The organism is Caulobacter sp. P4_E5, from assembly GCF_056401555.1.
In genome coordinates this window covers 22,950-42,503 of the sequence record NZ_JBFUJD010000042.1, presented here as the reverse complement: position 1 = coordinate 42,503, position 19,554 = coordinate 22,950, and the positions used below count along the sequence as shown (strand labels likewise).

Annotated in this window: 22 protein-coding genes and 2 pseudogenes; 12 read left to right on the top strand and 12 right to left on the bottom strand. The window is 67.4% G+C overall.

Going from position 1 to position 19,554, the window contains the following annotated elements:
• The 3 genes and pseudogenes from mipZ to AC1DSO_RS14235 all read left to right on the top strand — a co-directional run.
• The coding region (mipZ, locus tag AC1DSO_RS14245; RefSeq protein WP_477069437.1) for a division plane-positioning ATPase MipZ at positions 1-589 on the top strand (589 nt) is incomplete at its 5' end.
• Positions 590-661: 72 nt separating this feature from the next.
• On the top strand, positions 662-1,096 hold the full coding sequence (locus tag AC1DSO_RS14240) for a J domain-containing protein (protein ID WP_477069436.1): 435 nt from the start codon (positions 662-664) through the stop codon (positions 1,094-1,096).
• A 96-nt stretch (positions 1,097-1,192) separates the two neighbouring features.
• Positions 1,193-2,511: pseudogene (locus tag AC1DSO_RS14235) on the top strand (aminotransferase-like domain-containing protein).
• 120 nt (positions 2,512-2,631) lie between these two features.
• Here AC1DSO_RS14235 and AC1DSO_RS14230 read toward each other — a convergent pair.
• The gene (locus AC1DSO_RS14230) at positions 2,632-3,951 is read right to left on the bottom strand and encodes a D-alanyl-D-alanine carboxypeptidase (RefSeq protein WP_477069435.1); all 1,320 of its coding nucleotides are present in this window, start codon (positions 3,949-3,951) and stop codon (positions 2,632-2,634) included.
• Between the two features lie 302 nt (positions 3,952-4,253).
• On the opposite strand from AC1DSO_RS14230, the gene AC1DSO_RS14225 reads away from it, so the two are divergent.
• The 4 genes from AC1DSO_RS14225 (at position 4,254) to AC1DSO_RS14210 (ending at position 7,242) form a co-directional block, all read left to right on the top strand.
• Entirely contained in the window at positions 4,254-4,688 is a 435-nt protein-coding gene (locus AC1DSO_RS14225) for a phasin family protein (RefSeq protein ID WP_477069434.1), read from the top strand.
• Positions 4,689-4,805: 117 nt separating this feature from the next.
• Entirely contained in the window at positions 4,806-5,300 is a 495-nt protein-coding gene (locus AC1DSO_RS14220; protein WP_477069433.1) for a RidA family protein, read from the top strand.
• Positions 5,300-6,073 carry a glycerophosphodiester phosphodiesterase gene (locus AC1DSO_RS14215; RefSeq protein ID WP_477069432.1) on the top strand — a complete coding sequence of 258 codons (774 nt, stop codon included), beginning with the start codon at positions 5,300-5,302 and terminating at the stop codon, positions 6,071-6,073. The genes AC1DSO_RS14220 and AC1DSO_RS14215 overlap by 1 nt, the downstream gene beginning before the upstream one ends.
• Positions 6,070-7,242, top strand: coding sequence for a GNAT family N-acetyltransferase (locus AC1DSO_RS14210; protein WP_477069431.1), 1,173 nt, complete (start codon positions 6,070-6,072; stop codon positions 7,240-7,242). Before AC1DSO_RS14215 ends, AC1DSO_RS14210 begins: the two co-directional genes overlap by 4 nt.
• 124 nt (positions 7,243-7,366) lie before the next feature.
• On the opposite strand, the gene AC1DSO_RS14205 is transcribed toward AC1DSO_RS14210, so the two are convergent.
• The 3 genes from AC1DSO_RS14205 to AC1DSO_RS14195 form a co-directional block, all read right to left on the bottom strand.
• Positions 7,367-7,855, bottom strand: a complete 489-nt coding sequence (locus tag AC1DSO_RS14205; protein WP_477069430.1) for a pyridoxamine 5'-phosphate oxidase family protein — start codon at positions 7,853-7,855, stop codon at positions 7,367-7,369.
• Positions 7,856-7,927: 72 nt separating this feature from the next.
• Positions 7,928-8,500 carry a DUF4287 domain-containing protein gene (locus AC1DSO_RS14200; RefSeq protein WP_477069429.1) on the bottom strand — a complete coding sequence of 191 codons (573 nt, stop codon included), beginning with the start codon at positions 8,498-8,500 and terminating at the stop codon, positions 7,928-7,930.
• Positions 8,497-9,573, bottom strand: coding sequence for an alpha/beta hydrolase (locus AC1DSO_RS14195; RefSeq protein WP_477069428.1), 1,077 nt, complete (start codon positions 9,571-9,573; stop codon positions 8,497-8,499). Before AC1DSO_RS14195 ends, AC1DSO_RS14200 begins: the two co-directional genes overlap by 4 nt.
• A gap of 51 nt (positions 9,574-9,624) precedes the next feature.
• Between AC1DSO_RS14195 and AC1DSO_RS14190 the strand changes: the two genes are divergently transcribed.
• From AC1DSO_RS14190 to AC1DSO_RS14180, 3 genes are all read left to right on the top strand, one after another.
• Entirely contained in the window at positions 9,625-10,059 is a 435-nt protein-coding gene (locus AC1DSO_RS14190; protein WP_477069427.1) for an HIT family protein, read from the top strand.
• 65 nt (positions 10,060-10,124) lie between these two features.
• Positions 10,125-10,412, top strand: a complete 288-nt coding sequence (locus AC1DSO_RS14185) for a hypothetical protein (RefSeq protein WP_477069426.1) — start codon at positions 10,125-10,127, stop codon at positions 10,410-10,412.
• A 2-nt stretch (positions 10,413-10,414) separates the two neighbouring features.
• Positions 10,415-10,756 carry a hypothetical protein gene (locus tag AC1DSO_RS14180; RefSeq protein WP_477069425.1) on the top strand — a complete coding sequence of 114 codons (342 nt, stop codon included), beginning with the start codon at positions 10,415-10,417 and terminating at the stop codon, positions 10,754-10,756.
• On the opposite strand, the gene AC1DSO_RS14175 is transcribed toward AC1DSO_RS14180, so the two are convergent.
• The 8 genes and pseudogenes from AC1DSO_RS14175 to AC1DSO_RS14140 all read right to left on the bottom strand — a co-directional run bounded on the left by AC1DSO_RS14175 (position 10,753) and on the right by AC1DSO_RS14140 (position 17,652).
• Complete coding sequence (locus AC1DSO_RS14175) at positions 10,753-11,130, bottom strand: CCDC90 family protein (RefSeq protein WP_477069424.1); 378 nt, start codon at positions 11,128-11,130, stop codon at positions 10,753-10,755. The genes AC1DSO_RS14180 and AC1DSO_RS14175 overlap by 4 nt on opposite strands.
• Positions 11,131-11,236: 106 nt before the next feature.
• Positions 11,237-13,567 carry an ATP-dependent Clp protease ATP-binding subunit ClpA gene (gene clpA, locus AC1DSO_RS14170; protein WP_477069423.1) on the bottom strand — a complete coding sequence of 777 codons (2,331 nt, stop codon included), beginning with the start codon at positions 13,565-13,567 and terminating at the stop codon, positions 11,237-11,239.
• A 10-nt stretch (positions 13,568-13,577) separates the two neighbouring features.
• The gene (gene clpS, locus AC1DSO_RS14165) at positions 13,578-13,907 is read right to left on the bottom strand and encodes an ATP-dependent Clp protease adapter ClpS (protein ID WP_013079900.1); all 330 of its coding nucleotides are present in this window, start codon (positions 13,905-13,907) and stop codon (positions 13,578-13,580) included.
• A 26-nt stretch (positions 13,908-13,933) separates the two neighbouring features.
• Positions 13,934-14,071: pseudogene (locus tag AC1DSO_RS14160) on the bottom strand (hypothetical protein); the annotation flags it as partial.
• 210 nt (positions 14,072-14,281) lie between these two features.
• Complete coding sequence (locus tag AC1DSO_RS14155; RefSeq protein ID WP_477069422.1) at positions 14,282-14,770, bottom strand: DUF3224 domain-containing protein; 489 nt, start codon at positions 14,768-14,770, stop codon at positions 14,282-14,284.
• Between the two features lie 80 nt (positions 14,771-14,850).
• On the bottom strand, positions 14,851-16,107 hold the full coding sequence (locus AC1DSO_RS14150) for a DNA polymerase IV (RefSeq protein ID WP_477069421.1): 1,257 nt from the start codon (positions 16,105-16,107) through the stop codon (positions 14,851-14,853).
• Positions 16,108-16,117: 10 nt separating this feature from the next.
• Complete coding sequence (locus tag AC1DSO_RS14145) at positions 16,118-17,008, bottom strand: ROK family protein (protein ID WP_477069420.1); 891 nt, start codon at positions 17,006-17,008, stop codon at positions 16,118-16,120.
• Positions 17,005-17,652 (bottom strand): hypothetical protein, encoded by a 648-nt coding sequence (locus AC1DSO_RS14140; RefSeq protein WP_477069419.1) that lies wholly within the window; start codon positions 17,650-17,652, stop codon positions 17,005-17,007. Before AC1DSO_RS14140 ends, AC1DSO_RS14145 begins: the two co-directional genes overlap by 4 nt.
• Before the next feature lie 121 nt (positions 17,653-17,773).
• On the opposite strand from AC1DSO_RS14140, the gene divK reads away from it, so the two are divergent.
• Together divK and AC1DSO_RS14130 are read left to right on the top strand one after the other, a co-directional pair.
• On the top strand, positions 17,774-18,154 hold the full coding sequence (gene divK / locus AC1DSO_RS14135) for a cell-cycle response regulator DivK (protein ID WP_047412827.1): 381 nt from the start codon (positions 17,774-17,776) through the stop codon (positions 18,152-18,154).
• Positions 18,151-19,515 carry a PleD family two-component system response regulator gene (locus AC1DSO_RS14130; RefSeq protein ID WP_477069418.1) on the top strand — a complete coding sequence of 455 codons (1,365 nt, stop codon included), beginning with the start codon at positions 18,151-18,153 and terminating at the stop codon, positions 19,513-19,515. Before divK ends, AC1DSO_RS14130 begins: the two co-directional genes overlap by 4 nt.
• Positions 19,516-19,554 lie beyond the last annotated feature (39 nt).

Genomic DNA, 19,554 nt, shown 5'->3' with positions numbered 1-19,554 from the left:
AAAGGGAGACGACGAACAGGTCGCCGGTTTCGAGGCCGCCTTCGCGCGCGGCCTGGCCGAGTGCGACTTCGTGCTGATCGACACCCCCGGCGGCGACAGCGCCATCACCCGCCTGGCCCACGGCCGCGCGGATCTGGTCGTGACGCCGATGAACGACAGCTTCGTCGATTTCGACATGCTGGGCACCGTCGATCCGGTGACCCTGGAGCTGACCAAGCCCAGCCTTTACTCCCTGACCGTCTGGGAAGGCCGCAAGCAGCGCGCCCTCTCGGGCCAGCGCCAGGCGATGGATTGGGTGGTGCTGCGCAACCGCCTGGCCACCACCGAGGCCCGCAACCGCAAGCGCCTCGAGGACCGCCTGACCGCACTGGCCAAGCGCGTCGGCTTCCGCATCGGCCCCGGCCTGCGCGACCGCGTCATCTATCGCGAGCTGTTCCCGTTCGGCCTGACCATCGCCGACCTGTCGCCGCAGGTGCGGCCGGTGCCCGTGTCGCTGCAGCACCTGGCCGCCCGCCAGGAACTGCGCGCCCTGATGCACAGCCTGGGCCTGGCGGCCTATTCCGGCGAGACCCTGCTGGCGGCGCAGTAGGCGCTCGTCTAAGTTCGTGACGAGGCGGGCGGCCGGGGTGACCTTGCCGCCCGTTCTTTGTCTGGAGTTTCGATGCTGTACCTGCTGCTGGGCGCGGCCATCCTGGTTTTCCTGCTCTGGCCGCGCGGCCGCTCGCTGCTGAAGGGCGACGGCTGGCGGGTCGGGGCGGGCGCGGCTTCGATCGCCGCCTTCGCCGGGGCCGCCTACGCCACGATCCGCGGCTCGTGGGGTACGGGCATCGTCCTGGGCGTCATCGGCCTGTGGAGCGTCACGGAGGCCCGCCGCAGGCCGGTCATCCGTCGCGAGATGGTCCAGCCGCCCAAGTCCGAGCTTAGCCTGCCCGAGGCTCGCGCGATCCTGGGCGTCGGCCCCGACGCCAGCCTGGCCGAGGTCAAGGCGGCCTATACCCGCTTGATCCAGATGGCCCATCCCGACAAAGGCGGCACCGAGGGCCTGGCCGCCCAGCTGAACGCCGCGCGGGATCGTTTGATCAAGCGGCGCGGCTGAGCTAGGACAGGGGCATGATCAATCGCGAACGCTTCTGGCGCCGCCGCCCATTCTTGATCCTGAAAAATGGGGGCCAAACCTGCTCGGTATGACGCCCTGACCTCGTTCAGGACGAGCCGTTTCGCGCGGCTCCAGGCGTCATTTTCAGTTCGGACTTCGATCATCCCATGACCACCCAAGATACCGACCGCGGCCAAGACTGGGCCGCGCGCTTCAGCGACCGCATGGCCCGCGTCCGCGCCAGCGAAATCCGCGAGCTGCTCAAGCTGCTGGACCAGCCCGACATCCTGTCGTTCGCCGGCGGCATTCCCGATCCTGGCCTGTTCCCGGCCGACCGGATCCAGGCCGGCTACGACACCATCCTGGCCGATCCCGTGCAGTCGCGGCAGGCGCTGCAGTACTCGGTCAGCGAGGGCTACCTGCCGCTGCGCCAATGGATCGCCGAGCGCATGACCCGCGACGGCATGCCGTGCGAGCCGCACAACATCATGCTGACCGCCGGCTCGCAGCAGGCGCTGGACCTGATCGGCAAGCTGTTCATCAGCAAGGACTCCACGGTGATGGTCGCGCGTCCGACCTATCTGGGCGCGCTGCAAGCCTTCAACGGCTACGAACCGGCCTATCTGGACCTTCCGGAGACGGCGCTGAGCCTGGGTGTCGACGCGGACGCCCTGATGGCCGGCCGGGCGCCGCGTCCGCTGGGCTATTTCGTGCCCGACTTCGCCAACCCGACCGGCGTCAGCCTGACCGGCGAGGAGCGCGAGGCGCTGCTGGCCCTGGCCGATCGCTTGGACATGACTCTGGTCGAGGACGCGGCCTATCGCGAGCTGCGCTTCAGCGGTGAGCCGACCCCGACCCTGCTGGCGCTGGATATCGCCCGGGCGGGCGGCGTCGATCAGGCGCGCACCCTGTTCCTGGGCACCCTGTCCAAGACCCTGTCGCCGGCCTTGCGCATCGGCTGGGTCTGCGGGCCCAAGCCCGTGATCGAGAAGCTGGTCCTGCTGAAGCAGGGCGCGGACCTGCACGTCTCGACGATCAACCAGATGGTCGCCCACCGCGCCGTCTGCGAAGGCTATGACCAGCATCTGCACCGCCTGCGCGGGGCCTATGGCGGCAAGGCGCGGGTGATCCTGGCGGCTCTCGAGCGGCTGATGCCCGCGGGTGTGACCTGGTCGCATCCGGAAGGCGGCATGTTCGTCTGGGTGGACCTGCCGGAAGGGATCGACGGCGCGGCGCTGCTGGCGCGGGCGATCGAGGAGGAGCGCGTGGCCTTCGTGCCGGGCGCGCCGTTCTTCGCCGAAGTCCCGACGACCAACGCCATCCGGCTGAGCTATTCACTGCCGACGGACGCGCAGATCGAAGAGGGCGTGGGGCGGTTGGCGCGGTTGATCGCCAAGGTGATGGCGGGCCAATAGGACCTGTCATCCCGGCCGCAGCGAAGCGGAGAGCCGGGACCGCGGCAAGCTCAGAGCTTCCGGCGGTCCCGGATCGGCGCGCTACGCGCTTGTCCGGGATGACAGCTTAAGAGGAGCCGCTTACCGCGGCGACAGCACCATGCATGGCACGCGCTTGGCCTTCAGGGCCGAGCAGGCGCCGCGGGCGGCGTCCGAGGTCATGCCTTGGAACTGGGCGCGGAACGTGCCGCCGGCGCCCTCGACCGCGGCTTCCGCGTCCGAAACCACCTTGGCGAAGCGACCGCGCACCAGCTTCAGCTGATCGTTGGCCAGGGACTTGGACTTGAACGCGCCGACCTGGACGCTCCATTCGCCCTTCGGCTTTTTGGCGGTCACCTTGGCCGCCTTGGCCGACTCTTGAGCGCCGCGCAGGGTGGGGGAGACCTTCACCGGCGCCGGGGTGCGCGGGTTCTCGGTCAGGACGATCCGCAGGCCGGCCTGGTCGCCGTCGCCCTGTTCGACCGAGGGACGCTCGATCGGGCCCCTCGGCTCTTCTTCGTAGATGTTGGCGGCGATGCTGGTGCGCTCACCGCGCGACCGGCGCTTCATCACGTCGAAGCCGGTCAGCAGCAGGTCTTCCATGTTGTTGTCGCGCCAGGCGGTCGAGGGGCCGCCCAGGACCACGGCGATCAGGCGACGGCCGTCGCGCACGGCCGAGCCGGCGAGATTGAAGCCCGAAGCGGTGGTGTAGCCGGTCTTGAGGCCGTCGAAACCGTCCATGCTGTCCAGCAGGCGGTTGTGGCCTTTGACGTAGTTGCCCCGGAAGTAGAAGCCCTTCACCGAGAAGTAGCTGTAGTACTGCGGGAAGTCGCGCATGGTGGCGCGCGACAAGATGGCGAGGTCGCGGGCCGTCGAGATCTGGCGGCTGTCGGGCAGGCCCGAGGCGTTCACGAAGCGGCTGTTGCGCATGCCCAGTTCCTGGCCGCGCAGGGTCATCAGGGCCGAGAAGCGCGATTCACTGCCGGCGAGTCGCTCGGCCATGGCCACGGCGACGTCATTGGCCGACTTGACGGTCATCGCCTTGATCGCCTCATCGACGGTCAGGCTTTCGCCGGGCGGCAGGCCGATCTTGGTCGGCGCCTGGGCGGCCGCGCGGGGCGACATGGTGATGCGGTCGGTCAGCTTCAGGCGACCTTCGCTGAGCGCCTCGAAGGTCAGGTACAGCGTCATGACCTTGGTGACCGAGGCCGGATAGCGCGGGCTGTCGGCCCGTTTGTCGTAAAGGACTTCGCCCGAATTGGCGTCGATCACGATCGCCGCGTACTTGGGCTCGGAAGCGTTCAGCTGCAGATAGGGTATGGCCGCCGAGGCCGTGGTCGGCGCGGCGGCGCCGAACAGGCACGACAGCGCCAGGCCGGCGGCGGCGAGCAGGGAACGGGCAGAGGTAAGCTTGGCGAACATCGAGCAGCGTCCGTCACTAGGAACTGAAGCGGTTTCGCACCGCCACACGCGTGAACCGTAACATGATGGAAGCGGCCTTTCGCTAAAGTAAACAACTGGTGAGCGATCTTGCCGCAGGCGCGAAAAAATCGGGCGCGTGGTTCCAATGCTGCAGCTTGGGCGGCTGTCCTTGCGTCATGGTGCGCTGCACAATTTTGTTGACTGCTGCACTGCAACATGGCAAACCGGCGTTGTTCCAAGCGCAATGGACGGTTGCAGCCGATCCATCCGCCCCGCCTCCGACCCTCCCCAGGAGACTTCCCATGGCCGCCGCCGAAACCATCAAGACCTCTGTCGAACAATTCAGCACCGCCTCGAACCAAGCGTTCAAGGATGGCGTCGAGAAGTCGCTGGCCGCTCTGGCCGAAGCCAACACCCATTCGAAGAAGAACCTGGAAGCCGTCGTCGCTTCGGTGACCGCCGCCACCAAGGGCGCCGAAGCCCTGGGCGCCCAGACCTTCGCCTATTCGAAGAAGGCCGCCGAGGATCAAGTCGCCGCCGCCAAGTCGCTGGCCTCCGCCAAGAGCGTCCAAGAAGCTGTCGAGCTGCAGACCGCCTGGGCCAAGACCGCCCTGGAAGCCTACATCGCTCAGGTCAGCAAGGCCTCGGAGATCGTCTCGGCCTCGATCAAGGACTCGGTCAAGCCGCTGAACGAGCGCATGACCGCCGCCGTCGAGAAGTTCCAAGCCGCTCGCTAAGAGCAGCTTCGGGTTTTGGGGCCGTCTGCGGACGGACCCACTCAAGCCCAGCCTTAAGGGTCCGGACCGCGAGGTCCGGGCCTTTTTTCTTTTGCGCTCCAGCGGGGCGCGTTAAGCATGGCCCCCACTGAGTTCGGTTGGAGCGCGTGCATGTCGAAGGTCGAGGAACGTCTGAAGGCGATTGGTGTCGAGCTGCCCCAGCCGGTGGCGCCGGTGGCCAATTACGTGACCTTCGTTCGGACCGGCAACCTCGTGCACATCTCCGGCCAGATCTCCCTGGACGCTGACGGCGGCGTCAAGGGCACGGTGGGCGTCGACGTCGACCTGGAGACCGCCCAGAAGGCCGCGCGGATCTGCGGGATCAACCTGCTGGCGCAGATGAAGGCCGCCTGCGACGGCGACCTCGATCGCGTGGTCCGGGTCGTCAAGCTGGGCGGCTTCGTCCAGGCCGGCCCCGACTTCATCGATATTCCCAAGGTCATCAATGGTTGCTCGGACCTGATGGTCGAGGCGCTGGGCGACAAGGGCCGCCACGCTCGCTCGGCGGTGGGCGTCTACAAGCTGCCCCTCGGCTTCGCGGTCGAGGTCGACGCGGTGGTGGAGATCGCCTGATGCGCTCGCGCGAACGCCCCTCGACCGATGTCTTCGGCGAGGCGTGGGAGCGCCTGTTCGACCCGCCGGTGGCCCATCGCGGCCTCTGGACTCCTGACGGCGCGCCGGAGAACTCCCTGGCCGCCTTCCAGGCCGCCTGCGCCGGCGGCTATGGCATCGAGCTGGACGTCCAGCTGACCGCCGACGGCGAGGCCGTGGTCTTCCATGACGAACGCCTGGAGCGGATGACCGGACAGGAAGGGCGCGTGCGCGACCATACCGCCGCCGACCTGGGGACCATGACCCTCAAGGACACCGAGGAGACCATCCCCACCCTGGCCGACACCCTGACCATGGTCGGGCACCGCGCTATGGTGTTCATCGAACTGAAGACGCCCTTCGGCGATGTCGGCCCGCTGGAGAAGCGGGTGACCGAGGTGCTGGTCGACCACAACGGCCCGACCGCCGTGATCGGCTTCAACCCGTACTCCCACGCCTGGTTCGCCGACCACCACCCGCAGATCCTGCGCGGCCTGGACAGCTACACCTGGAACGACGAGGGCGCCCGCAAGCTTGCTCCCGAAATGCGCAAGTCGCTGGCGGCCCTGGAGCAGGTCGAGATCGCGCGCCCTGATTTCCTGGCCCTGGGCCTGGACATGTTGCCCAGCCCGCGCGCCGACCTATATCGCGCCAAGGGCATGCCGATCATCGCTTGGACGATCCGGTCGCCCGACCAGTGGGAAGGCGTGCGCGACCATTGCGACAATCTGATCTTCGAGGGCTTCACGGCGTGAAGCCAAGTGGACCGGGGGTCCAATCGGCGGTGCGCGTCCATCGCGCCATCGCCGAGCTCGGCAAGGACGCGTGGGACGCCTGCGCCGCGCCAACTGGCGATCCGTTCGTCGGCTATGACTTCCTGTCGATCCTGGAAGAGAGCGGCTGTGTCGGCTCTCGCACCGGCTGGGCGCCGCAGCACCTGTCGGTGCTGGACGAGACCGGCGAGGTGGCGGGCGTCATGCCGCTCTATCTGAAGTCCCACAGCCAGGGCGAATACGTCTTCGACCACGCCTGGGCCGACGCCTACGAGCGGGCCGGCGGGCGCTACTATCCGAAGCTCCAGGGCTCGTCGCCCTTCTCGCCGGTGACCGGCTCGCGGCTGATCCTGCGGCCGGACATCGACCCGGACGAGGGGCGCTCGGCCCTGCTGGGCGGGGCCCTGACCCTGTGCGAGCGCATGGGCGCCTCGTCGCTGCACGTGACCTTTCCAGTGCAGGACGAGTGGCGCTGGATGGGCGAGCGCGGAATGCTGCTGCGCCAAGATCAGCAGTATCATTGGGAAAACCACGGCTACGCCACCTTCGATGACTTCCTGGCGGCGCTGTCGGCCAACCGTCGCAAGACCATCCGCCGCGAGCGCCGCGACGCTCAGGCGGGACTGGAGATCGTCGCGCTGACCGGCGACGACCTGACCGAAGCCCACTGGGACGCCTTTTTCGCCTTCTACATGGACACGGGCAGCCGCAAGTGGGGCCGGCCCTATCTCAACCGCCGCTTCTTCTCGCTGCTGCAAGAGCGGATGGCCGACAAGGTGCTGCTGATCCTGGCGCGCCGGCCGGGTGGGCCGTGGATCGCCGGGGCGTTGAACCTGCTGGGCCGCGACTGCCTGTACGGCCGCCATTGGGGCTGCACCGAGGACGTACCGTTCCTGCATTTCGAGCTCTGCTACTACCAGGCCATCGAGCATGCCATCCGACTGGGCCTGCCGCGCGTGGAGGCCGGGGCGCAGGGTCAGCACAAGATCGCTCGTGGCTACCTGCCCAGCGCCGTCTACTCCGCTCACTGGATCGCCGATCCGGCCCTGCGCGATCCAGTCGCCCGCTATCTCGAGCGTGAGCGCGAGGCGGTGGAGAGCGACATGGCGATGCTGGCGGAGGAGTATTCGCCGTTCCGGGAGGAGCGGTAGGCCACAAAGACTGTCATCCCGGACAAGCGCGTAGCGCGCAGATCCGGGACTGCGGCAAGCTCGGAGCTTGTTGCGGTCCCGGCTCTTCGCTTCGCTGCGGCGGGGATGACAGTTTTAAAGGCCGCTAGTGCAGCCGCACTTCGCCCACCTTGTCCTTGTAGGTCTTCTTCGGGTCGGCCCCGAGCATCATGCGCACGCCGGCGAACAGGCTGTTCTCGTTCAGCCAGATCTGTGCGTCGGCCGGCTCGAAGCGCAGCAGGCGCAGCTTGGGATCGTCCTTGCCCTCGTACCAGGCGGCGATGAAGGGGTTCCAGAGACGGTTGATGGTCTCGTAGTCGTTGTCGATCCGCAGATGGCCTTCGACCGCCGCGAACAGGTGGTGGCCCTTGTCGGCGAAGTGGATGAAGGCGTCGCGGCCCTCGACGTCGAGGGCGTGGGCCAGGTCGGTTTCCGATGAGGTGAAGATCCAGACCGGGCCGGAATGGTCGCCCTCGATCAAGGCGGTCATCGGCTGGGCGCGGCCGCCCTCGACGTCGGGCAGGCCCAGCATCACGGTGCGGTCGGACTTGAGGGCCTTCCAGAACTTGGCGGCCAGATCGGCTTCCTTGGACATCGCTAAGTCTCCTTACTCGCCAAGGTCCAACGGCGGCTGGAGGCGTGCGTTCCTAGGGCGCAGCTCCGTCCCTCACGACCGCTCCCACGCCGCCTTCAGCAGCGCCCTGACCTCGTGGTCGACCTCGGCTGGCGAGGCGAGGGTGAGCTTGGCCTTCAGGCGCTCGGACCAGCTTTCGTTCTTGGGCTCCGACAGCCGCGGCGAAGCGTCGGGCGTCAAGGCCAGGCCCAGAGAAACCGCGCCGCCCTTGACCGGCTTGGCGGCCGCGAATTGCACCTTGTTGGACCAGGCGGTGAAGGCCTTGCGCTGACCGGTCACCAGGCCCGGGAAATCGGCGACGGCGGCCTCGATCGTTTCCAGGATCGCGGTCGAGGCGGGGTCGGTCCACAGCGCCTGGCGCAGGGTGTCGGCGTCGTCCCAGCCGCCGGCTTGCGGATAGGCGACGGCGAAGATGTGGGCGGCGCGGTTCTGGCCGACGCCATAGGTCGCCTTCAGCCAATCGGCGCGGGCCTTGGGCTTGGTCTCAGGGCACTCCGTACGGACGATCTCGACCCACTGGTCGATGGTCTTGCCGGTGTCGCGCTCCAGGCTGGCCTGGACCGAGGCGAACCACTTCTGTTGGCGTTCGGTGAGGCCTTGGCTCATGCGGATGTTCCTTCGAAGTGCCGGACCAGGGCGTCGAGCAGGCGGTCGCGGCCACGCACGGGCCGGTCCAGATGGACGAAATGGGTGGCGTCGGGGATCTCGACGGTCGTGACCCGGGGGCTGCGCTCGGCGTCGGCGGCGAAGGCGGCCAGATCGGCCGGGCGGCTCCAGAAGTCGGCGCCCGACCGCAGTAACAGAACCGGCGCGGTGATCGAGCCCGCGTCGTAGAGGCGGCGACCGCAAGCCTGGTGGAAGCTGTCCTCCAGCGCCCCCAGCGGCGCGCGGAAGCGGGGCGGGGGGAGGGCGGCGGCCGTCGGGTCGCTGGCCAGGGCCGCGGCCGCTAGCGCTTGCGCCACGGCGGGATCGCGCCAGGCGTCCTTGTCGGCGATCGGAATGTTCGTGTTCCAGCGGTCCAGCAGCGAGGTCCCGGGATAGAGGGCGTAGCCGCCCGTGGCCGGATCGAAACGGCGCGGCTGGCCGGGCTGGGCGAAGGCCGAGCCGGGGCCGAGCATCGGGTGGACGTCCGAGCCGCCATAGAGGGCGTTCAGGGTCACCAGGCTCGCGATGGCTTCCGGGCGCAGGGCGGCGTACCAGCTTGCCCACAGGCCGCCAGTGGCCCAGCCGAGCAGGCCGACGCGCGCGCCGCCGTTGCGCTTCGACGCCAGCCTGGCGACCGCGTCCAGGTCACGGACCACCTCGTGGGCGCGGGACAAGGGGCGGCTTTGCTCGGGCGGCAGGTCCATGGCGGCGGGGCGTTGCGAACCGCCATAGCCGCGCGCGTCGGGTAGGTAGACGCGCCGGTTCAGGCGTCGGGCCAGGTCGGCGGCCAGGGAGCCGCCGGGGACGGCCAGGTCGAACGAGGCGATCCCCGGCGCCCGCGCGCCATGGACCAGGATCAGCGGCGGGCCGCGCGGCGCCGGCGGCGTGACCTCGCGCACATGGATGCGGACGCCGTCGTTGGTGGTCGTGAACAGCTCGATTCGGGTCAGGCCGTCGGCGCGCGCGGCGCCCGCCATCAGGGCCGGCGCGGCGGCCAGCACGGCGCGGCGGGACCATCCCCGTCTCGTCGACATTTGCGTGAGCCTTCCCGTTTGCTACGACCGGTTCGTCAGAAGGAGACGGTCATGAGCCTCGACGGACGGTACGACGCCGACAACATCTTCGCCAAGATCATCCGGGGCGAGATCCCCAGCGTAAAGGTGTTCGAGAACGATCGGGTCCTGGCCTTCATGGACGTGTTCCCGCAATCGCGCGGCCATGCCCTGGTGATCTCCAAGGTCAGCCAGGCGCGCAACCTGCTCGATGTCGAGCCCGAGGTTTTATCCGAATTGGCCGCCGCTGCGCAGACGCTGACCCGCGCCGTGGTCGCGGCCTTGAAGCCGGATGGCGTGGTCGTCACCCAGTTCAACGGCGCCCCCGCCGGCCAGACGATCTTCCACCTGCATTTCCACGTGATCCCCCGCTACGAGGGCGAGGCCCTAGGGCGTCACGGCGAGGGCGGTATGGCCGATGTGGAGGATTTGAAAGCGCTGGCGGCGAGGATCTCGGCGGCGTTGTAGCGGTCAAGTTTCGATTGCGGCGCGAAGGTGGGTGACGTTAGGTTGCGGCCGTCGAGGGGCAAGCTTTGCGTCTTCATCCAGTCACCCAGCTGATGCTGCTGGCAGCGTTTCTGATCTTCGCGGGCGAGGCGCTGTGGCTGTACGGCCTCGGCGCGTTCGCCCTCACGGCTGATGCCAGCGTGCTACGTCTGCCGGTGGCCGATCGCCTCGGCATCTTCGCCGGCGGCGAGGCCCCGGCCATCAAGCGGCTGGCCTACGGGGTCGCCGTGCTGGTCTCGGCCTTCTGGATCGAGGCGATGGCGCGCGTGCTGGCGCATCTGCGGCAATGCAACTCTTCAAGGGCAGGGGCCTAGAGATGTCCGATCCCAGTCTGTCGGCCGGCGATCAGGTCGCCGATGTCTCGCGCCGCTCCTGGGCGCAACTGAAGACGCTGCACCCGGTGACCCGGCTGGCGATCGCCGCTGGGCTGATCCACATGGTCGGTGAACTCCTGACCGCCCTGTCGCTGGTCATGCGCAACATCAATGCCGGCTATTCCTGGGCGGGCATTCCGCTGGAGAGCCTGGCGGGTGTGCTGACGTCGTTCGGCTACTCCCTGAGCTTCTTCGCCACGGCAGCCACGGTGGAGTTCCTGTTCCGCATCTGGCGGGAAGTTGTTCTGATCCGCCAAGCGCGGGACGCGGAGCGACGGGCCTAGGGGACCAGCTTGATCAGAGCGGTGGAGATGGTCATCAAGACCGCGACGCCGCTCAGGATCGCCCAGCCCTGCAGACGGATCTTTTCGCTGAGGTCAGCGCGGAGGCGGCTTTCCATCAAGGCCATGTCGGCGCGCACCAAGGCGGTCTCGCTCTTGAGCTCCGCCTTGGTTGCGCCGAGCTCGACCTTGGACGCCAAGTCACTGACCTTGGACGCCAAGTCACTAAGGTCAGTTTTGGTAGCCAATCCGCTGATATCTGGAAGCATGGTTGTCTGCTGCACCAGTTCGACGATCGCTTCGGCCATCGGTTGGTCCATCCCGGCTTCGCGAAGCCGTTTTGAAGCATTTAGCGTGTCGAAAGCGATCGCGGCCATGAGCACACGGTAACCGTTTGTTCCCGTTTCGTCCACAATTTTCGCGTGCGCCCGAACGAAAAGGGCCCGGATCGCTCCGGGCCCTTCGCTAGTCTGTGTCGAGCGCCTATTCGGCCAGGACCGGTTCGGCTTCGTCGGCCTTGGGAGCCTTCGGATCGGCATTGCTGTCGATCGAGAACTCGATCTTGCCGTTCTCCAGCACCACCTTGACGTGGCCGCCGCGCACCAGGCGTCCGAACAGGATGTCGTCGGCCAGGGGCTTCTTGATGTGCTCCTGGATGACCCGGGCCAGCGGACGGGCGCCGTAGAGCTCGTCGAAGCCATTCTTGGCCAGCCAATCGGCCGCGTCGTCGCTGAGCTCGATCGTGATGTTGCGGTCGGCCAGTTGGGCCTCCAGCTGCATCACGAACTTCTGCACGACCAGGCGGATGATCTCCGGCGTCAGCGGCTTGAAGGCCACGACGGCGTCCAGACGGTTGCGGAACTCCGGCGTGAACAGGCGCTTGAGAGCGGCCTCTTCCTCGCCTTCGATCTTCGAGCGGCCGAAGCCGATCGAGTTGCGCTGGGCGTCCGAGGCCCCCGCATTGGTGGTCATGATCAGGACCACGTTGCGGAAGTCGACCTTCTTGCCGTTGCTGTCGGTCAGGGTGCCGTTGTCCATCACCTGCAGCAGGATGTTGTAGACATCCCCGTGCGCCTTCTCGATTTCGTCGAGCAGGACGACGGCGTGCGGGTGCTGGTCGACCGCGTCGGTCAGCTGACCGCCCTGGTCGAAGCCGACATAGCCGGGAGGAGCGCCGATCAGGCGGCTCACGGTATGGCGTTCCATGTATTCCGACATGTCGAACCGCAGCATCTCGATGCCCAGGGTCTGGGCCAGCTGCTTGGCGGCTTCGGTCTTGCCGACGCCGGTCGGGCCGCTGAACAGGTACGAGCCGATCGGCTTGTTCGGTTCACGCAGGCCGGCGCGGGCCAGCTTCATGGCGGCCGACAGTTGCCCCAGGGCCTCTTCCTGGCCGAACACCGCGCGCTTCAGGTCGGTCTCGAGTTCCTTGAGGGCCTCGGTGTCCGACTTGCTGACCGACTTCGGCGGAATGCGAGCGATCTTGGCGACGACCGTCTCGATCTCCTTGACGCCGATGGTCTTCTTGCGGCGGCTTTCCGGCAGCAGCATCTGCGAGGCGCCCGCCTCGTCGATCACGTCGATCGCCTTGTCGGGCAGCTTGCGGTCGGTGATGTACTTGGCCGACAGCTCGACCGCGACCTTCAGGGCCTCGGCCGTGTACTTCAGCTTGTGGAAGTCCTCGTAATAGGTCTTCAGGCCCTTGAGAATCTTGATGGTGTCTTCCACCGTCGGCTCGTTCACGTCGATCTTCTGGAAGCGACGGACCAGGGCCCGATCCTTCTCGAAGTGCTGGCGGAACTCCTTGTAGGTGGTCGAGCCCATGCAGCGCAGGGTGCCCGAGGCCAGGGCCGGCTTCAGCAGGTTGGAGGCGTCCATCGCCCCGCCGCTGGTCGCGCCGGCGCCGATCACCGTGTGGATCTCGTCGATGAACAGCACCGCGTTGGGGTGGCTCTCCAGTTCCTTGACCACCTGCTTGACGCGTTCCTCGAAGTCGCCGCGATAGCGGGTGCCGGCCAGCAGCGCGCCCATGTCGAGCGAGTAGATGGTGGCGCCCTCCAGGACCTCGGGGACCTGGTGCGTGACGATCTTGCGGGCCAGGCCCTCGGCGATGGCGGTCTTGCCGACGCCGGGATCCCCCACGAGCAGCGGGTTGTTCTTGGTCCGGCGGCACAGGATCTGGATCGCGCGTTCCACTTCGTTCGCGCGCCCGATCAGCGGGTCGACCTTGCCCTGGCGGGCCTTCTCGTTGAGGTCGACGCAGTAGGCCTCGAGGGCCTCGCCGCCGGTCTTGGTGTTGGGCTTTTCGCCGTCTTCCTCGGTGGCGTTCGAGCCGGCGCTGGCGCCCTTGACGCTCTTGGCTTCCGAGGCGCCGGCCTTCTTGGCGATGCCGTGGGCGATGAAGTTCACCGCGTCGTACCGCGTCATGTCCTGCTCTTGCAGGAAGTAGGCGGCGTGGCTCTCGCGTTCGGAGAAGATGGCGACCAGCACATTGGCGCCAGTCACTTCTTCACGACCCGACGACTGGACGTGGATCACCGCGCGCTGGATCACGCGCTGGAAGCCGGCGGTCGGCTTGGCGTCCTCGTCGTCGTCGACGACCAGCGAGGCCAGTTCGACGTCGAGATAGTTGGCGAGGCTCTTCTTCAGCGCGGTGAGATCGACGTCGCACGCGCGCATAACTCCGGCGGCGTCCTCGTCGTCGGTCAGGGAAAGCAGGAGATGCTCGAGCGTCGCGTACTCGTGCTTACGCTGGTTCGCGTAAGCGACGGCGCGATGCAGGGATTCTTCCAGGGGGCGCGAAAAAGAGGGCAATGTGGGCTCCTCAGTCCTTTTCCATGGTGCACTGCAGGGGGTGCTGATGGCGCCGCGCCGAGTCGATGACTTGGGCGACTTTGGTTTCTGCGACTTCGTAAGTGTAGACTCCGCACACCCCCACGCCGTTCTGATGGACGTGGAGCATGATACGCGTAGCGTCTTCACGCGATTTGTTGAAGAACCGTTCGAGAACGTAGACGACGAATTCCATCGGAGTGTAGTCGTCGTTGAGAATCAGAACTCGATAAAGCGAAGGCTTCTGTGTCTTCGGCTTCACTTCCGTGACGACCGACGACCCAGCGCCGTTGCTTTGTCCGCCTTGCTTCCGCTCGGCCATCGACTTGTTCTCTCCTGGCGAGCAAATCACCCGCCTACTTGAATTAGATATGGAAACGCGCCGGCATTGGAAGAGGCCGATGCGCCGCTGCGCCGCTTTAACACAGGGGCGCCTCGGAAATCGGCTTCACGTTTGGGAGAGCGAAGACCGCGCGCGAACGGTTCCCAGAGCATGGCGGCCGAAAATCGTAGGCGATTTTGGCGCCAGCCACGCTCTGAATTCTAGGGGTTGGGACCCGGTCATCCCGCGGACGGGACGACTGGATCGGGGCGAGAGGCCCAAATGGTAACCATCATGGCGCCGCGCAAGAGGGGCGGTGGCGCCTCACGAAGCGCGCCCGTTTCGGCGATCTCGAAGACGGGCGAGGCTGGCGCCTACTCCGGCAACGCGTATTCCAGCGCGTACTGGTGCTTGCCCTCGACCACCGTGATGATCAGGCGGCCGGTGATGCCTTTCAGGGCGCCCGAGCCGGAGTCCGGGACGATGTCGATGACCATGCTGACGTCCTTGCCGCGCATCGCGCCGCGATGGACGAGCGCGAAACTCCCCGCCTTGCCGTCGAGCGTCCCGACCACCCGTTCGGTGGCGACATAGGCGGCCGAGCCCGGGACGTCCGTGCCGACCGTCAGCATCTCGCCCTTGCCGGTGGCGTCCAGGGCGCCGTGATAGACCTTGTCCAGGGAGAAGCGGCCCAGGATCGAGCCCTCGGCCTTGTCTTGCTCGACCGGCTTGGTGCTGACGTCGAAGGAGCCCTTGGCGTGGTGCATGGCGGTCTGCTCGGCGATGGGTGAAGCGGCGACAGGAGCAGCAGCCGCCAGCGCGGCCGCCACGACGGCCGGGATGATAATGCGCAGCGCGGGCATGGCGAACGGTTCCCTCGAATGTCGTGATGGGAACATAATAAGAACTTTCGGTCAACCGTCCGGCGCTCGGCGACCTGAGCTCAGCGCCCCTTCAGCGCGCGCCCGCTGACCACGGCCCCCGCGCCGAACTTGCCGCGCAGGGCGTCGATGGCCGTCTCGTTCTTCAGGGTGCGGCGCTCGTCGTCGGCGAACATGTCCGAGCCCGCGGTCTCAGCGTCGACGAACTCGGTCAGGCCCGCGCCGATCAGGCGGTAGGAGAGGCCTTTCGGCTCGGCGGCCAGCAGCTCGCGCGCCACCTGGAACRGGGTGCGGGCCGTCTGGGTCGGCACGGCCAGGGTGCGGCGGCGGGTGTGGATCTTGAAGTCGGGGGTGCGCAGCTTCAGCGTCGCCACCCGGCCGGCGACGCCCTCCTTGCGGGCCTGCTTGGCGACCTTCTCGCAGAGCGGCCACAGCTCATCCTCCAATGCGTCGCGCTTGTGCAGGTCGTCATTGAACGTGGTTTCGGCGCTGATCGTCTTGCGCGACTGGTCCGGGTCGACCAGGCGGCTGTCCTGGCCGTGGGCCAGGCGGTGCAGGCGCAGGCCGCCGGAACCCAGGCGGTTGGCCAGCAGCTTTAGGTCGGCCGCGGCGATGTCGCCAACGGTGCGCAGGCCGATTTCCGCCAACGACGACACCGTGGCTGGACCCACGCCCGGCAGGATGCTCACGGGCTTGCCGGAGAGGAAGGTCTGAGCCTCGGCCCGTCCGATCGCCGAGAAGCCGCGCGGCTTGTCCAGCTCCGACGCGATCTTGGCCAGGAACTTATTGGGGGCCAGGCCGATCGAGACGGTCAGGCCGATGTCGCGCTCGATCTCGGCCTGCAGCCGGGCCAGCATCTGCGCCGGCGTCGCGCCGTGCAGGCGCTCGGTGCCGGTCAGGTCGATCCAGGCCTCGTCCAGCGACAGCGGCTGGATCAGCGGCGTCAGCTTGTCGAGCTTCTCGTGGATGCGCCGGCTCTCTTCCTTGTACTTGGCGAAGTTCGGCTTGATGACCACCGCGTCGGGGCACAGCTTCAGCGCCTTGTACATCGGCATGGCCGAGCGGGGACCGCTCATCCGGGCGATGTAGCAGGCGGTGGTGACCACGCCGCGCTTGCCGCCGCCCACGATGACCGGCTTGTCGCGCAGGGATGGATCGTCGCGCTTCTCCACCGAGGCGTAGAAGGCGTCGCAGTCCAGGTGGGCGATCGACAGCGTGCCCAGCTCTTCATGAAAGAGCGTGCGCGGCGAACGGCAGGACGGGCAGCGCGCGGCCTTGGCCTCGCCCGTCCATCCGCAGTCGCGGCACAGGGACTTCATGGGATCGCTCTTAGCCTTCCGGCGGCCACAGCCAGACCGCGCCGCGCACGCCGGAGCTGTCGCCGTGGACGGCCTTCTTCACCGGCGTCTCGAACATGTCGGAGAACACGTGCGGGGCGATGGCGGCGGGCAGGCGATCGTACAGGGCCTCGACGTTGGACATGCCGCCGCCCAGCACGATGACGTCCGGATCGATCAGGTCGCAGACCACGGCCAGCGACCGGCTCAGGCGGTCCACATAGCGATCCAGCGCCGCCAGGGCCGCGGGATCTCCGGCGGCGACCGCCTCCATCGTGGCGTGGCCGTCCGTATACCCGGCGTCGCGCGAGAAGCTGGGGCCGGCGATCCAGGTCTCCAGGCAACCCTTGCGGCCGCACCAGCAGTCGGGGCCGGGATATTCCTCGGGCTTGGGCCAGGGCAGGGAGAAGTGGCCCCACTCGCCGGCCACGCCGTTGCGGCCCTCGACGATCTGGCCGTCGACGACCACCCCGCCGCCGCAGCCGGTGCCCAGGATGGCGGCGAACACGACGCGCTCGCCGGCCCCCGCGCCGTCGGCGGCTTCCGACAAGGCCAGGCAGTTGGCGTCATTGGCCAGGCGCACGGGGCGGACCAGGTGCTTTTCCAGGTCCTCGCCGAAGCGCTGGCCGTTCAGATAGACGCTGTTGGCGCCACGGATCAGGCCGCTCCGGGGCGAGATCGAGCCGGGCAGACCCACGCCCAGCCGCGCGCACGTCGCGCCGGCCATGGCTTCGGCGTCGGCCACCAGGCCGGCCACCACGTCCAGCGCCGCCTCGTAGCTGCCCGGGTTGGGCTTGCGCACCCGCGCGACGAACTCACCCGCCGCGTTGAGGGCCGCCGCCTCGATCTTGGTGCCGCCGAAGTCGATGCCGAACCGGATCATATGAACAGGCGCTCCTCTATGGCGGCCTTCAGGGCGGGCCACTCGTCTATGCGGACGTGACGGTCCGGGGCGCAGGGCGCGAACGGGCGCAGGCGCTCGTCGCTGACCATCTGGAACCGGCCGACATGCGGAGCTTTCTCCGCCACCGATTCGAGCTGCGGCAAAAGGTCGTCGATGAAGACGGCGGGACCGGAGGTGCGGGCGGCCAGCTCCGCCGCCGGCGGGCCCTTGGGGCCGCTATTGATGATCAGCGGATAGTCGAAGCCGTGGGTTTTCAACCACTTGATCCGCGCCAGCCGTCCGTGTTCGGGCGCGTTGGTCAGGATCACGACCTCGGCGCGGGTCGAAAGATCGGCCAGGGCGTCGGCCGCGCCGATCGCCGGAACCAGGTCGTCGGCCCCGTCGCGGAAGAAATCGTCGAACAGGGCCTTGCCCGCGATCAGATCGAGGTGTTCCGTCTCCCCAGGGCGATAAATGTTCTGGAACAAGGCGAAACGATCAACCCTCAGCTCGAAGCCATGGCGTTCGATGAAGGCGCCGAAGCCACGCATGAACTGGGCCAGCACCTCGTCGACATCGACGATGACCAGCGGCGCGGCGGGCGAGATGGCGCAGGCCTGAAGGTCGGAGTAACGCGGTTCCATGATCTCGGATCGTTGGGTCTTAACGCGATTAGCGCGGGCTTAAGGATATTCGTGTCATCAGGTTCTGGAAGACGGCGCGAATCCCTAGGCGTCGCCACGTGACCGTTTGGTCGGGGTAAGGATGACGAAGAAGGTCCTCATCGTGGAGGATAACGAGCTGAACATGAAGCTCTTTCATGATCTGCTCGAAGCCCAGGGTTACGAGACCCTGCAGACCCGCGAGGGTCTGTCTGCGCTGTCTATTGCCCGTGACAACAAGCCTGACCTGATCCTGATGGACATCCAGCTGCCCGAGATCTCGGGCCTGGAAGTCACCAAGTGGCTCAAGGAAGACGACGAGCTGGCGCACATCCCGGTCGTGGCCGTGACGGCCTTCGCCATGAAGGGCGACGAGGAGCGGATTCGCGAGGGCGGCTGCGAGGCTTACATCTCCAAGCCGATCTCGGTGGTTCACTTCCTGGAGACCATCAAGCGCCTGCTGGACAAGGTCCCCGCCGCATGAGCGCCCGGATCCTGGTCGTCGACGACATCGAGGCCAATGTCCGCCTGCTCGAGGCCAAGCTGACGGCCGAGTATTACGAGGTCTCGGCCGCCATGGACGGCCCGACGGCCCTGGCCATGGCCGCGCGCGACCTGCCCGACATCATCCTGCTGGACGTCATGATGCCCGGCATGGACGGCTTCACCGTCTGCCGCAAGCTGAAGGAAGACCCCACCACCCGTCACATCCCGGTGGTGCTGATCACGGCGCTCGACGGGCGCGGCGATCGCATCCAGGGCCTGGAATCGGGCGCCTCGGACTTCCTGACCAAGCCGATCGACGACGTCATGCTGTTCGCCCGCGTGCGCAGCCTGACCCGCTTCAAGTTGGTGATCGACGAACTGCGCCAGCGCGAGGCCTCGGGCCGTCGCATCGGCGTGATCGCCGGCGCCGCCGCCCGCCTGGACGGCCTGGGCGGCCGGGTGCTGATCGTCGACGACAACGAACGCCAGGCCCAGCGCCTCGCCGCCGAGCTGGGCGTCGAGCACCGCCCGGTGATCGAGAGCGATCCCGAGAAGGCCAAGATCAGCGCCGGCGGTCCGGTCGACCTGGTCATCGTCAACGCCGTGGCCAAGAGCTTCGACGGCCTGCGCTTCACCGCCTCGCTGCGGTCGGAAGAGCGCACCCGCCAGCTGCCGGTCCTGGCCATGGTCGATCCCGATGACCGCGGCCGCATGGTCAAGGCGCTGGAAATCGGCGTGAACGACATCCTGCCGCGTCCGATCGACCCGCAGGAATTGGCCGCTCGCGTCAAGACCCAGATCCAGCGCAAGCGCTATACCGACTATCTGCGCAACAACCTCGATCATTCGCTGGAGCTGGCCGTCACCGACCAGCTCACCGGCCTGCACAACCGCCGCTACATGACCGGCCAGCTCGACTCGCTGGTCAAGCGCGCGGGCCTGGGCGGCGACCCGGTCTCGGCCCTGCTGATCGACATCGACCACTTCAAGAAGATCAACGACACCTTCGGCCACGACGTGGGCGACGAGGTGCTGCGCGAGTTCGCCCTGCGCCTGGCCTCCAACGTCCGGGCCATCGACCTGCCGTGCCGCTACGGCGGCGAGGAGTTCGTGGTGATCATGCCCGACACCGCCCTGGCCGACGCCCTGCGCATCGCCGAGCGGATCCGCAACCACGTCGCCGGCTCGCCCTTCAAGGTGGCCCAGGGTCAGGAAATGCTGACCGTGACCATCTCGATCGGCGTCTCGGCCACGGCCGGGGAGAACGACAGCCCCGAAGCCCTGCTGAAGCGGGCCGACGAGGGCGTCTACCAGGCCAAGGCCTCGGGCCGTAACGCGGTGGTCGGCAAGGCCGCCTGAAATTGAGGCCTCGAACGGCTTCAAGCTCTACATTTCAGC